At 35.7% G+C, this 14,308-nt stretch carries 13 protein-coding genes; 2 read left to right on the top strand and 11 right to left on the bottom strand.

What is annotated here, in order from left to right:
- Positions 1–26: 26 nt before the first annotated feature.
- The 8 genes from mreC to AB1422_02140 form a co-directional block, all read right to left on the bottom strand.
- Positions 27–956 (bottom strand): rod shape-determining protein MreC, encoded by a 930-nt coding sequence (gene mreC / locus AB1422_02105; protein ID MEW6618138.1) that lies wholly within the window; start codon positions 954–956, stop codon positions 27–29.
- A gap of 223 nt (positions 957–1,179) precedes the next feature.
- Positions 1,180–2,259, bottom strand: coding sequence for a rod shape-determining protein (locus AB1422_02110; GenBank protein MEW6618139.1), 1,080 nt, complete (start codon positions 2,257–2,259; stop codon positions 1,180–1,182).
- Positions 2,260–2,856: 597 nt separating this feature from the next.
- The gene (locus tag AB1422_02115) at positions 2,857–3,789 is read right to left on the bottom strand and encodes a tetratricopeptide repeat protein (GenBank protein ID MEW6618140.1); all 933 of its coding nucleotides are present in this window, start codon (positions 3,787–3,789) and stop codon (positions 2,857–2,859) included.
- 373 nt (positions 3,790–4,162) lie between these two features.
- Positions 4,163–4,294, bottom strand: coding sequence for a hypothetical protein (locus AB1422_02120; protein MEW6618141.1), 132 nt, complete (start codon positions 4,292–4,294; stop codon positions 4,163–4,165).
- Positions 4,295–4,594: 300 nt separating this feature from the next.
- Positions 4,595–5,302: a 16S rRNA (cytidine(1402)-2'-O)-methyltransferase gene (rsmI, locus tag AB1422_02125; protein ID MEW6618142.1), complete on the bottom strand. Its 708-nt coding sequence runs from the start codon at positions 5,300–5,302 to the stop codon at positions 4,595–4,597.
- A gap of 227 nt (positions 5,303–5,529) precedes the next feature.
- Positions 5,530–6,606 carry an ABC transporter ATP-binding protein gene (locus AB1422_02130; protein MEW6618143.1) on the bottom strand — a complete coding sequence of 359 codons (1,077 nt, stop codon included), beginning with the start codon at positions 6,604–6,606 and terminating at the stop codon, positions 5,530–5,532.
- Positions 6,603–7,289, bottom strand: coding sequence for an ABC transporter permease (locus tag AB1422_02135; protein ID MEW6618144.1), 687 nt, complete (start codon positions 7,287–7,289; stop codon positions 6,603–6,605). Before AB1422_02135 ends, AB1422_02130 begins: the two co-directional genes overlap by 4 nt.
- Complete coding sequence (locus tag AB1422_02140) at positions 7,289–8,119, bottom strand: substrate-binding domain-containing protein (GenBank protein MEW6618145.1); 831 nt, start codon at positions 8,117–8,119, stop codon at positions 7,289–7,291. The genes AB1422_02135 and AB1422_02140 overlap by 1 nt, the downstream gene beginning before the upstream one ends.
- A gap of 142 nt (positions 8,120–8,261) precedes the next feature.
- Between AB1422_02140 and AB1422_02145 the strand changes: the two genes are divergently transcribed.
- Positions 8,262–8,423 carry a hypothetical protein gene (locus AB1422_02145; protein ID MEW6618146.1) on the top strand — a complete coding sequence of 54 codons (162 nt, stop codon included), beginning with the start codon at positions 8,262–8,264 and terminating at the stop codon, positions 8,421–8,423.
- Positions 8,424–8,623: 200 nt separating this feature from the next.
- On the opposite strand, the gene AB1422_02150 is transcribed toward AB1422_02145, so the two are convergent.
- From AB1422_02150 to AB1422_02160, 3 genes are read right to left on the bottom strand one after another with little or no spacing between them, the layout of a single operon-like run.
- Positions 8,624–11,737 (bottom strand): DUF2225 domain-containing protein, encoded by a 3,114-nt coding sequence (locus tag AB1422_02150; protein ID MEW6618147.1) that lies wholly within the window; start codon positions 11,735–11,737, stop codon positions 8,624–8,626.
- The gene (locus AB1422_02155; protein ID MEW6618148.1) at positions 11,734–13,194 is read right to left on the bottom strand and encodes a hypothetical protein; all 1,461 of its coding nucleotides are present in this window, start codon (positions 13,192–13,194) and stop codon (positions 11,734–11,736) included. The genes AB1422_02150 and AB1422_02155 overlap by 4 nt, the downstream gene beginning before the upstream one ends.
- Before the next feature lie 5 nt (positions 13,195–13,199).
- On the bottom strand, positions 13,200–13,910 hold the full coding sequence (locus tag AB1422_02160; GenBank protein MEW6618149.1) for a RelA/SpoT domain-containing protein: 711 nt from the start codon (positions 13,908–13,910) through the stop codon (positions 13,200–13,202).
- A 97-nt stretch (positions 13,911–14,007) separates the two neighbouring features.
- On the opposite strand from AB1422_02160, the gene AB1422_02165 reads away from it, so the two are divergent.
- Positions 14,008–14,160 (top strand): hypothetical protein, encoded by a 153-nt coding sequence (locus AB1422_02165; protein ID MEW6618150.1) that lies wholly within the window; start codon positions 14,008–14,010, stop codon positions 14,158–14,160.
- Positions 14,161–14,308: the final 148 nt, after the last annotated feature.

The following is a 14,308-nucleotide window of genomic DNA, read 5'->3' on the forward strand; positions in this document are numbered from 1 at the left end:
TTTATTTGTTAAATAATTCTTCTCCTCTATTTTTTTAAAGTGGGTTTAGATATTTCTTTACTTACAATTACCAATACTTCTTCTAATTTAGAGAATTTAATCGCCGGAAGAATATCCACTTCACGAAACAAACCACGGTCTTTTAATCCAACATAGACTACATATCCTACAAATAATCCTTTTGGAAAAACCCCACCATCTCCTGAAGTAACCACAATATCATTTTTAACCACATCCGCATCATAAGGTAAGAATTTTAATTTACAAAATCTATAGTTATCCCCTTCAATAATTCCTTTTTCATTAGAGCGGAGGATTTGTGTGCCAATCATACTATTTTGGTCATTCAGAAGTAAAACTGAAGCCGAATGATTTTCTACTCCAATGACTCTTCCCACTAATCCTTCTTTTCCATCTTGATAAGTAACTACTGGCGCAAGTTTATAAATCCCATCCTTTTTCCCTTTATCAATGATGACCGTGTTGGTCCAATTACTTGGGTCGTAACTAATGACCCTTGCCGCTATAGTTTCATAAGGAAGCCTGCATTTATAGTCTAATAGTTTTTTTAATCTTTTATTTTCATTTAATGCAGATTGCCATTCTTTGCGTTCTGAGGCAAAATATCTCTCTTTTTCTCTAAGTCTTTGATTTTCATTTCGTATTGATTGAAGTTCTTTAATCGTAGAGAAAAAGTCTTTTGTAGAAAATTTTATTTCTGCCCCCAGAAGTTGAAAAGGAAGCAGGATATTCATAATTCCTCGTTTTAAATATCCTGTGGATAAGGATGTATGACTAGCCATTAAAATAATAGAAATAGATAGTAAAACAATAATAACATTTGTTTTCGCATGTTTCCATAAGAAACCAGTCATTTTTAGTATCCTCTTCTTTGAAAATTGGTAACCGTTCAAGTGGTAATTTACCGCAGAGACGCAGAGGAACAGAGAAGACATAGAAATAAATCACATCACATAAAAGATTATTGATGCAGACATTGAAATACTTATGACCTGCTTGCCGAATGTTCAGCAAGCACACCAGATTTGTTAATCCATCCCTGATGAAAATCAGGGATGTTAAACGTTTCGTCCATAGATTTTATTTTTTTTCTCTGCGTCTCTGTGTCTCTGCGGTGAACAGTTACATACACTCAGAAATCCAAAATCGAAATTTTTTTCAGGAACCTTCTTCTTCTGTTCCTGTTCTAAAAGTAGTGCTCCACCTCATCCCTCCTTTTTTACGAGCCATATGTAAATTTTTCAACTCATCTAAATATCTACCTGTTCCAATAACGACGCATCTCAGTGGGTCATCCGCTAAGATAACTGGTAATCTTGTTTCTTGAGAAAGTAACCTATCTAACTCGCGTAACAAGGCACCGCCACCAGATAAAACTATACCGCGGTCAACAATATCTGATGCTAATTCTGGCGGTGTTTCCTCTAATGCTGTTTTAACTACTTCGACAATAAAACTGATAGGTTCTTTTAATGCCTCTCGGACTTCTTCTGATGTAATTCTAAGTGTTCTTGGTAGGCCAGTCATCGTATCTCGGCCTTTTATTTCCATTGATTGTTCTTCTGGTAATGGATATGCGGAGCCAATTTTAATCTTCAGCTCTTCAGCGGTGCGTTCGCCAATCAGGAGTGAATGGGTTTTTTTCGTATATTGAACGAGTGCTTCATCCATTTCATTGCCAGCAATCCGAATGGATTTACTTACCACCATCCCCCCTAAGGAAATGACTGCTACCTCTGTTGTGCCACCACCTATATCAACAATCATATTTCCTGCTGGTTCATAAACTTGAATATTAGAGCCGATAGCGGCGGCCATAGGTTCTTCAATGAGATAAACCTCTCTTGCTCCTGCTTGTTCTGCGGCTTCACGCACTGCCCTTCTTTCTACCTCAGTTATTCCAGATGGAACACCAATTACAATTCTCGGTCTAACCAATGCCCGTCGATTATGGACTTTGGTAATAAAATGACGAATCATTCGCTCCGTAATCTCAAAATCAGCAATTACACCATCTTTCAAGGGTCTGATGGCAATAATATCTCCTGGTGTCCGTCCTAACATCCGTTTAGCTTCTTCTCCCACGGCTAAAACGGCTCTTGATTCTCGCTCTATAGCTACGACTGACGGTTCACAAAGAACAATACCTTCACCCCTAACATGCACCAGAGTATTGGCTGTCCCTAAATCTATCCCAATATCATTAGAAAATAAACCAAATAAAGAATTCAGTAACATTGTTTACCCCCTTTTTATCCTTATCCTTACCCACATCTTTTACTGGACAGATTAGATAGAAATTCCAAATTTCAAGCACCAAATTCCAAATAAATTCCAAAGACCAAATTCCAAAGTTCATTCTTTCTGTTGGATGCAAGATGAATTCCGCAGATTTTCAAGATTTTAAACATATTAGCCACAGATGAACACGGATTTTTTTGTTGTAAGGATAGAGTTTGTTTCTGTCGGGGCCGGGAATCAAATAAAATGCGATGAATAACCGCGTTAATGCCTGTGTGGCTGAATTATTTAATTTTTTTATTATCCTGATAATCTGCGAAAATCTGTGTCCTATTATGGTTTGGAATTTTGAATTTTGGTCATTGGAATTTATTTGTATTTTGGAATTTGTGATTTGGAACTTTGCAACTCACTCCGCTCTCCTGCAATCTCTAATCTCCCATTCATAATTTATCCTTGCTTACCTCATTTTGTTACCCAATTTGTGGGTAAGGATAAGCTTTTTATCAGAAGTCAGAAGTTTTTCCTCCCCTGTTTTCTGTCCTCTATCTTAAATACTATACCAAAAATAGTTTTAATTGTCAATAAAATCTTTTATCTTTTTTTTAAATTATTTAGTTCTTCTTTTGCCTCTTTATTAGCAGGATTTATTTTTAAAACAGTTTTCAACTCCTTTTCTGCCGAGGCAATGTCTCCTTGATTTTTATGAATCTTCCCTAATTTATAATGGGCTATCTCTGAACTGCGGTTTAATTTAAGTATTGCTTTATATTCATCTTTCGCATGCTCCATCAAATCCTGTTGATAATAGAGTTCAGCCATCACTGTCCGAATTTTAATACTAATAGCCTTATCCAAATTTGGTATATTAACCGCATTACGAAATGCAGATAAAGCATTATTAGGCATTCCCTTTACTTTATATACCCAGCCAATATTATACCAGGCAGAAACATCATCAGGATTAAGTGTTTTAGCCTGCGTATATTCCTCAATAGCATCATTATACAACCCTTTTTTGAAGTAAATATGTCCTAAATAAATATGTGTTTCTGGAGTTTCAAATTTCCCTTTTAATGATTTTTTTAATGCAGATTGAGCTTGCTCGTAATAATCTTTTCCCTTTGCGTATCTACTTAACTTAAAATATGCTATCCCACATTGATAATGAACTTGAGGTGAGATTTTCTCCTCTTTTTCATCTAATTTAATTGCATTTTGATAATATTTAAGGCTATTTTCAAGTAAAATCGCTACTTCTTTTTCATTTCCCTTGAGTTCTTCCTCCAGTGCCTTATGATAATAACACTCTCCCAATGAAATATATGCCTCGATATTAGCCGGGTCTTTTTCTAATATCTTTTTGTATTTTAAAGATATATCTTGTTTGGGAGTATAAGTCTTACTTATCCCTAAAAATATAAGGCTGATGAAAATAAGAAGTAAGATTATTTTTATAATAAAATTAGGTCTTTTGTCTTTACCTCGATATATACTTTTTTTACGGACCGGGCTATATACTTTCATTGTTACTCCTTGATTGAGCCTGTGATTCAGACACTGGACATCAGACACAAGACTATAGACTCTATTTATGGAGGAAATTAGTGACATTTGGGAAACCATCCTCAAAACTTGGTGGTGTCTGAAAATAACTCTAATAGTGAAATCTATGCAGATTTGGTGTCCAAAAGGGATTTCCTCCAAAGAGCAAAATGCAAAACTCGTTTATAGTTTATGGTTTATAGTTTATAGTCTATAGTCCTTCAACTATCTACTATCAACTATAAACTATCTTTGCCAAAGTTCAGTAAAATTATCTCTTTCCTTTCAGCGTTAAAATACTTGAAGCAAAGATATTACCAAATTCCTCCAACTCTTTGAGAAACCATACTACTTCCTATTGCTCACCAATTCTTCTTTGAGAGACACTATCCTTTGGCAACTTATCGATGAATTCTATAAGTCGCAGAGTAAAGTTATACAGTCTTTTCTTGAAGTCCTTTTTGAAATTTGATTTGTAATTTTGCATTTTGATATTTGATATTTTACAGGTCTAACTCTCAGTCATCTCTCCCAAATCCTATTTTGCAGAACCCTATACACTATTTTAACCTTTATGCTAGATTAAGACACCACCCAAAACTTCACTCCCTGAATTTTTCCTAAACCTTACCTATGTCCGTGACAATGTCAGTGAAGAAACTCCTTCAACTCATCCAATACTTCCAACTCTTTCTACTCTTTCAACTCTTCCAGCAGAAGTATAGGCAGGTCTCCTCATCCTTCATTCTTCTGCAATTTCTGCCTACTTTAGTCTGAAGTCTGATGTCTATAGTCTACTGTCTGAATCACAGGCCCCTTGTAAGACAATTGTTAATTCACCCTTTGGTAGAGTTAAATTAAGTTTTTCAATCACTTCGCTTATCCTTCCTCGAAGGACTTCTTCAAATTTTTTTGTCAATTCTCGCATCACCGCCATTTGTCTATCTCCAAGAATTTCTAAGATATCATTTAGACTCTTGAGGATACGGTGCGGGGATTCAAAAAATACCACCACCCTTTTTTCTTCCTTTAATTTTTTGAGAAGTCTTATGCGGTTTTTGTGAGTAGATGGCAAAAATCCTTCAAAGATAAAATGTTTTGTCGGAAAACCTGAAATGACTAATGCTGTAAGAATAGCTGTTGGACCAGGAATCGGAACTATTCGTATTTTATTTTCTATTGCCTGACAGACTAAATCATACCCCGGGTCTGATACGCCAGGCATCCCGGCATCCGAAACTAAAGCTATATCCCTACCTTTTTGTAATAAGTTAATGAGATACTTACCTTTTTTAAACTTGTTATGTTGATAGTAAGAGGTAATTTCAGTTTTGATTTGATAATGATTTAAAAGTTTTTTTGTAACCCTTGTATCTTCAGCGGCAATTAAATCTACCTCTCTGAGGACGCGCAATGCCCTTAAGGTAATATCTTCTATGTTTCCAATTGGAGTCCCACATAGATAAAGTGTTCCCACTGATACTTTTTTATCCATAATTTTATCTATTAAATGATGATGTTGTTAATTATATCATAACTATACCTACCTTTGTCAAGAAACTTTTGCACGATAACAAAATATTATAGTAGTTATTAACGAAAATTTCTCATAGAACAGATATAGCAACAGGGTTGATGGTTTATAGTTTATAGTTTATAGTTGATAGTTTCATAGACTATCAACTATCAACAATACTAATGTGAACTTTTGGTTAATACTTACTATGATTTAATAGAAACAGGCAACAGATGAACAGAAGTGGCTTTAAATATTAAATAAACTTCAGAACCTGATTTTAGTTCCAGTGAAATTACTGATTGTTTTGTAACAAGAGAAGTTAGTGATAAATTATTGCAACTAACCTCAACGGAATAAATTGCGCCAATATTCTCAATTTTTTTAATTTCCCCTTTAAAGCAGTTGCGTGCTGAGGAAACAATGGGAGTTTTTGAAATTAAGATATCTTCAGGTCTTATAATTCCTGTCACCTTACCGGATAATATATTATTTACAACATTTATTTTTAAGCCACCTGCCAGAAGATAAGTTTCTTCCCTTTCTTTTAAAATCTCACCTGAAAATATATTTTCTGAAAGTGAAAATTCAGCAATATCTACGGATAATGGAGTTTCAAAAATATCTTTACTATTTCCTTCCTGAACGATTTCTCCGTTTTTTAAAAAAAATATTTTATTAGCAAAATGTCTTGCTTGAAGTAAATTGTGAGTGGTAAGAATTATTGTTTTTTTTGATTGGACAAGTTCAAAAATAATCTCTTGAATCCTTTTTGTAGTTATTGGGTCTAAATTACTTGTTGGCTCATCAAGAAGGAATAAATCAGGATTAACCATCAAAACTCTGGCAAGTTGTAATCTCTGTTTTTCTCCACCTGAAAGTTTTTTGGCATCTTTGTCTATTTTATCAGACAATCCAATCCTATGAATTATCTCTTCGATTTGAGGTTTTTCAATCTTTAATTTGCGATAATTCAAAGGATAAATAATATTCTGGTAAACAGTTCCTTCTAAAATAATTGGATTCTGAAAGACAAAACCAATTTTTCGTCGGCAATTCAATTTATCTCTTGAGGTAAATTTAGCCGAAGAATCTCCGTTATAAAATATCTCTCCTGAAGTAGGTTTATCAAGAAGTCCGATTATTCTTAAAAACGTGGTTTTACCTGCACCATTTGGACCAATGAGGACATTTATATTTTCAGGTCCAAAATTTAAGTTTATATCTTTTAAGATATTTAATCTACCAATTTTTTTATTTAGGCTTTTTACTTTTATATTCATTTTCCCTGTATTATTTGTAAAGGTATATTTATAATTACGGCTATAAAAAGAAGCACAATACCTATGGCAATCCCTGTTTCAAAATTCCCTTTCATTGTCTCAAGTGCAATTGTTGTCGTCATAACTCTTGTCTCGCCTTTTATATTTCCGCCTACCATTAAAGTCATACCCGTTTCTCCAATAATTCTTGAAAAACCGGTAATTATAGCGGTCAGGAAGGCAAATTTTCCTTCTTTAATTAATGTTAAAGCCATCTGAGACCTGCTTGCACCCAGAGAGTAAGCAATATCTTTGACATCTTTAGCAATTCCTTTTAAGGCAGAAAGAGAGAGGGCACAAATTATTGGTGTGGCAAGGAGTGCCTGAGCAATTATTATGGCAGAGGGTGTGAAAAGTAAGCCAAATACACCAGCAGGTCCTTTTCTTGATAAAAATATATAGACTAAAAGTCCAATCAATACTGCCGGGAGTGCAAGCCAGGTATTGATTATACCAACAAGGACTCTCTTGAATTTGAATTCTTTGATAGCAAAATAGAGACCTATTGGTATTCCAAAAATTCCAGCAATAATAGTTGCACTTCCAGAAACTACTATTGAAAGAAGAACAATTTCAATTATCTCCTTTTTGGGAGGCAATAAAAGTAAAAATCCCTGTTTTATTCCTTCATATAGATATTCCATTAGAATTTCACCACATCAGGAAAATAAAGTGGTTCTCCAAATTTTTTAATCCCAAAATTTTTAATAATTTTTTGCCCCTCATAACTTCTTATAAAATCTGCAAATTTTTGGGCTAACTTAAAATTTACCCGGGGAAATTTTGTTGGAGAAACAACGATTACTGAATACGGGTTATAAAGTATGGAGTCACCTTCAACAAGTATTTCAAGCACATCAATCTCTTTTTTATGAGATAGCCAGGTGGCGCGGTCAACAAGGCAATATGCATTTTTCTCCTGGGCAATTCTTAAAGTCATCTCCATTCCTGTGCCACTTTCAATATAAAAGTCTCCAGATGGTTTTATATTTAATTGTTTCCATATATTTAATTCTTTTTTATGTGTCCCTGAATCATCTCCGCGTGAAACAAAAGGTGTTTTTGATTGATATATTTTTTTAAATGAATTTAATGCCTTATCCTCTTTTATTCCAGCCGGGTCATTTTTAGGGCCTACAATTAAGAAATCATTATGCATCACATCAAGTCTTTTTATACCATAACCATCCTGGACAAATTGTTCCTCTGACACCCTATCGTGAACTAAAAGCACATCAGCATTTCCATCCTTAGCAAGACGAATTGCCTGTCCTGTGCCAACGGCAATTACCTTAACAGAACAATCATATTTTTTCTCAAATGCAGGAATTAGCACATCAAATAGACCCGAGTCCAGTGTGGATGTTGTTGAAGTAAGAATAAGTTTTTGTTTTGCAAAAGATTGATTATTAAATACAACTAAACTAAAAAACATAAACAAGAAACTAATTGAATGAAAGGTTTTAGGATTCATATTGTTAACTTCCTGATTTCTGCAATAATGATGTTGTTATTTTTGTAACCGTTCAGGTGGTGTAACAAAAGGAGATGTGGAGATTAAGGAGATAGGGAGATATTATAAAAAAATTGAAATTAATAGAAACTAATAGAAATTTATGGAAATTTGTTGTTTTCCACAATCAATTTCTACCTATTTCTATAAATTTCAATCTATTTCTATTATCTTATCTCCATATCACTCTTATCTCCTTATCCCCTTTCTTACACTTTTGATATATAGCCTGAACGGTTACTGTAAAATGAAAATGTATAACTGAAAGGTAATGAGTCTTGCGAAGGACTAAAATTTCCCATTTTTCATTTCCTATTTTACATTTTACATTTATTTTTCCTTTGCGTCTCTGCGATGAATTAGTCTAATCGCACAGGTTGCAATCTTTCATTCTTCTGCAATTTCTGCCCGCTTTAGTCTGATGTCTGAATTACAGTTTCATCAAAATGGAAATGGGAAGAAAGATTATGCTTTTAGAAGATTTAGGCACTTCTGATACCAGGGATGCTCTCTGGGAAGGGTCTTCTCAAAGATGCTTAATGCCAGATTAAATAACTTAATCGCCTCCTCCTTCTTCCCTGTATCACGATAAGCAATTCCTAAGTTCATCTGGCATAAGGCATAATCTGGATGGTTCTGCATCTGGTTATCTTCATATATCCTTATTGCCTTCTGATATGCCTCTATTGCCCGCTCATAGTCTAATTTGTTCCGATAAGCCTCCCCTAAGTTCATCTGGCATAAGGCATAGTCAGGATGGTTCTGCATCCTGTTCTGCTCATATATCCTTATTGCCTTCTGATATGCCTCTATTGCCCGCTCATAGTCTAATTTGTTCTGATAAGCCTCCCCTAAGTTCATCTGGCATAAGGCATAGTCTGGATGGTTCTGCATCTGGTTATCTTCATATATCCTTATTGCCATCTTAAATGCCTCTATTGCCCGCTCATAGTCTAATTTGGCATCATAAGCAAGTCCTAAGTTCATCTGGCAGCCGGCATATTCAGGATGGTTCTGCATCTGGTTGGCAGAATAAATCTTAATCGCCTCTTGATATGCCTCAATTGCCCGCTCATAGTCTAATTTCTCCCAATAAGCAGTCCCTAAGTTCACCTGGCATTTGGCATAGTCTGGATGGTTCTGCATCTGGTTATCTCCATATATCCTTATTGCCTTCTGATACGCCTCTATTGCCCAGTCATAGTTTAATTTGCCAGCATAAGCATTCCCTAAGCTCATCTGGCATAAGGCATAGAATGGATGGTTCTGCATCTGGTTTGCAGAATAAATCTTAATCGCCTCTTGAAATGCCTCAATTGCCCGGTCATAGTCTAATTTGCCATCATAAGCAATCCCTAAGTTCATCTGGCATAAGGCATAGTCTGGATGGTTCTGCATCTGGTTATCTTCATATATCCTTATTGCCATCTTAAATGCCTCTATTGCCCGCTCATAGTCTAATTCCTTAGCATAAGCAATCCCCAGTCTCTGCAGTTCATCAGGAGATATTGGCTCTTGAGGTAATTCTTTCTTTTCTTTTTCTTCCTTAAAAGGCAATATTTGTTTTATAATCTCTGTGATAATTTCTCTTACCTCTTTGGTTTGGCGATTGATAATGTCCTCATTGGGTGTTTCTAAATACCCGGCAATTATCCTTAAGGGAAAGAGAAAGGCTACTTTATCCTTTATCTCAGATACCTCAAGGGTATCAATGAAATATAGGACACTCTGAGGTCTATTTTCTTTTAAAATCTCAATAAGAAGCTGAACAAGGAGACGCTCAAAGCCTACCTCCTCTTCCTTGATTTTATTCTTATCCAGGATAATTCTGATTTTAATGAGTTTATTTATATATTCTTTCATCCTTTTAAGATTCTCTTTAAGGGCTAAATCAAGGGTTGCATCCACATAGAATCTAAGTAATAGTGCCAGGCTTGATTTAATCTCTAATCCCTCTTTTTCTAAAAGTGCCAGGTCAGTAATCTTTTCCAGGCAGGTTAGTGTCTCTTCATACCGACCAAGTAAATTCAATACTGACACTTTATTTATCAAGGATTGAATATCTTGCGGGTCTTTCTCTATCGCTTTATTAAAGCAATTAAGGGCTTGTGCATAATCACCAAACCTGAGAAATGCCTTTCCCCTACCAGCCCAGAGGGAGGGAATATCTGGATATTGGAAGACTGCCTGGTTATAATATTCTAATGCATCTTTGTCCCAGGCTATCTTTAATAGCCTTTCTCCCTTATCTACTATCTCTTTTATCTTCCTCTTTTTTACCTCTTTGAGATAGCTCAGGTGCACCTCAATCAAGTTTCTCTTTTGAAAAGAATCCACATTTTTACATTCCTCTTCCATATTTTCTATCTCTAAATCAAGTTCTGGGAGTGAATACCAGAGGCTGATGAACCTTAAAAGCCATTCAAACCTCTTTCTCTGAGTAGTAGATGAGCGCATCTGATACCATATTCTAAATAACTGTTCTACGACATCATAATAGAATGTGCCTCTTTTTTTCCCTTTTTGCACAGGTTTAAGGTATCCATCATCCACTAATACCTTGATCACAGCGGTTGTCTTATTGAGGGGGAACCTCAAGAGTTTTGCAATGTATGAAGGAGAGATACCTTCTTCCATATCAGTAATATCTATCTTAGAAAAGCCTGCCATAATCTGGCGTTTTTGGGGAGATAATGCCTCCATCTTTGCCTTAAAATATGGGGTCATTTCACTGATAAGTTTATCAAAGGCATCTTCTACCGCGGGGAGTTTACCCGCAGTAAGTATCTGGAATAGAAAGAGGAGTAAGCGCGGATTCCCACCTGTCAAATGATAGATAGACTTAATCCTCTGTTCATAGGCAGCAAAAGAGGTAAGTATTTCCTGGTGCTCAATAGCGGTTGCCCAATTTTTAATAAAGATAAGACCTTGCTCAACAGGTAGCTCAACTAAATTTATCCTTTGAAAAAGGTGGTATAAGGGAGCCTTATAATCGATGACCTCTTTGAATACAGTAGCGGCACTACCAATAAGTAGCAGGATACCTTCATCCATAAGGAATGTCCGTAGCCTCTTTAAGGATAAGGAATCCATAAACCCTGAACTAAGGATCTGGTCAATATTATCTACCAAAAGTAGTATCTTCCTTTTATTATTAGTGGTGAACCTTTCAAGAGAGGCGATAATCTCATCCACTAACTTGCGGTCATCCTTTTCATCCTTAATTCTTGCTTCAATCCCATTCATCCAATCAGGAAGGCTACCTAACTCATCTCTTATCTCCTCAACGAGCCGTTCAAAGAAACCCCGTAAATTAACCACAGTATACTCCTCTTCTGCAAATTGGAGAGGGAGCCATTGTTGCGGAGACTCTTCCTTTATCCTGAAGTAGAGCATCCTTAAGAGATGTGTTTTCCCAATTCCCCTTGGACCAGTAATAAGATAATGTTGTAGGTTCTTGTAGTCAGATTGGGCTTTGATATTAGATACCATCTCTTCAAACAATTCTTCCCTGCCCGTAAATGTGGCTTTGAGCTCATCATATTTATAATTTAGTGGGTCATAAGGGTATATCTTCATTGCCTTCTCCACCAATCTTTAAGTATTTTGCAGAAAAAGGAATATTTGCCCTCATTATCCTTTTCAACATAGAACTCATCTGATAGATAGGTAAGTATTTCTCTGAAATCTTCTTTATCTTCCTTGCCTGAATACTCCTTATACCATTCAAATAATTGGCTTTCAGAGACCTTATCCTCAAGGGAAAGGCGTTTTAAAAGACCAGCTAAGAAGATATATGGATGAGATTGTAATCTCTGGAAGAAGTAAAAGAAGTATTGTTTGTAGTCTGGACCCAATATCTTCTCCTGATATATCCTTTTAATCTCTTCTGGTGTTATCTTTTCTTTGACCTCACAAAGAAGCATCTGGATAAAGTAAGGGACACCTTGTCCAACCAGGTTAAAGACCTCTTCTTTGACCTCATCTTTAATCCTTATCTTCTTTGAAAGAAGGAGTTCATCAATAAATCTTAATGCCTCATCTTTTGAAAGGGGTGGTATCTTAACCTCTATAAAGTCATTAAAAAACCTATCAAGTGAGTGAGATTTAAGGTATTGATTAAGGCAGACAGAACTTGCGATAAGGAAACGAAGTTTATTCTTCTTCCTTTGCTCAAAGAACCATTCAGCAAAGGAGGAAGCCTCTTCTTTTTTAAAATTCTCCATCATATAGATAAATTCATCGAATAGCAATAGGAAATAACTATGGTTGGGAATCCTTTCAAGGAGCTTTCCCAGGAAATCTTCACCCATTTTTTGCCAGGTGTTATCCTTTACCATCTCCTCAATCTGCATTTTTAAAGAAAGGTTATCCATGCCACTGGGATTATACATTTCTATTATCTCCTCAAATCCTCTATTTTTTTCTTGTGTGCAGAAGCGAGCTATCATCTCTGCCACAAATCCTTTTGGGTGGTGGATATGTTGTAGTTCTAAATGAAGTGTCTGCCAGGCAGGCTTTGGGTGGTCATAGAGGTAATACATACAAGAGGTTTTGCCAAATCGCCGTGGAGCGCTTAAAAAGATATTTTCAGTCTTAAGCTTTTCCCATAAACCTTCAATAAATTCTTCGCGATTGTAGAAATTATCCCCTCGCACTACTGCCCCAACAATGTTGTTCGGATAGATATACCGCTTACCCTGCTTTAGGCTCAAGAGATGTTTCTTAAACAGGTATTCTTTAATCTTTCCGGAGCTGGCATTGTAAAATTCCTCCTCAAAAAGGCAATGCACCTCTTCCTTAGTCAACCCATACTCATAAAAAGGGAATTGAAGGAAGCTATAGACAGGAACATTCTCCATTTTCATATCCCCGCCAAATACCTCTTTGATGAGTGCATTTACCCCTTTAAAGAGGGCTTCAAATCCAAAAGGGTCTTTTATAGATTCTATACCCAGAAAGAGAGGATAAATCTTTTTTTCGGTTGGAGATTCAATAAGGACTAAAAACCCACCTTTATCTAAAAAATTATCCATTTTTTTCATTCCTCCTCGTGTAATATCTTTTTGCGAAGATAATCAAAGAATTCGTCAGCAATATAAAGCAATTCACTCATTGCACCCATTTTTATCCTATCCTTTTTATCTATCTCTTTTCCAATCCTAATCTTTTCATAGATAAGATTATGGTCTTTCTTATCCCATGCCTCCTGAAGCATAGTCATAATCTGTAGTTCTACCTTTCGTTTGGTCTGATTAAGGGTTGACTCCAGGATAAAATGGTATGCCCGATGGGGTCTATCCCTTTCCATAAAGACATAATCCGTTTCTTCAACAATTCTACAGATTCCTTTTATGACCTCATTATCTCTTATAGAGTTGGCTATCTCAGATATATCAGAGAGATAATTACAGACTATTCTCATTCTGGCAATATCCTCCATCTCTTCGGCAAAATTATCTTGATTATACTTATTTGGGTGTTGAATAATCTTTTCTACAATCCGTCTTGGGGATTTTATATCCTCTTTACCTTGAATAACCCGAGCAAATTCCCTGTTTTCTTTTTCGCGGTATTTTTTATTCAGCGTATTGATGATATCTTCTATTGCAGGCTTAACAGCCCCCAGGATAGATTTATTGAGTTGTATTTGCTCTTTAATGTCCTCCTCCCACTTTTCTGATGAAGGGAAATTTGTGTTTATGAATTCCTGGAAACATTTTTCATCTACAGGTTGCTTGTTGTGTTTCATCGTTGCATTCCTTTGGTGTCTATATGTCCTGCTATCTGGAGGTCTATGTAGTTCAGGCAGATAGACATTCAGGCACCAGGTTACTGAAGAGTTAAAATTGCACAATAATTTTATTGCACAATATATTTATAGCATAACATATCTATTTTGTCAAGAGGCTGACCGAGAATTTTTTAAAAATATTGGTAAGCGTTCAGGTGGTGTAACAAAAGGAGATGTGGAGATTAAGGAGATAGGGAGATATTATTAAAAAAATTGGTAACTATTCACCATTCACCATTCACAATTCACCATTCACAATTTCTTCCCTAAATTTCCTTAATAATGGTGAATGGTGAATTGTCAATTGTGAATTGTGAATTATCACTCTTCACGGTGTCAAGCAAACCTGGCCCAAG

The sequence above is a fragment of the bacterium genome, from assembly GCA_040757115.1.
In the GTDB taxonomy this organism is placed as follows: domain Bacteria; phylum UBA9089; class CG2-30-40-21; order CG2-30-40-21; family SBAY01; genus JBFLXS01.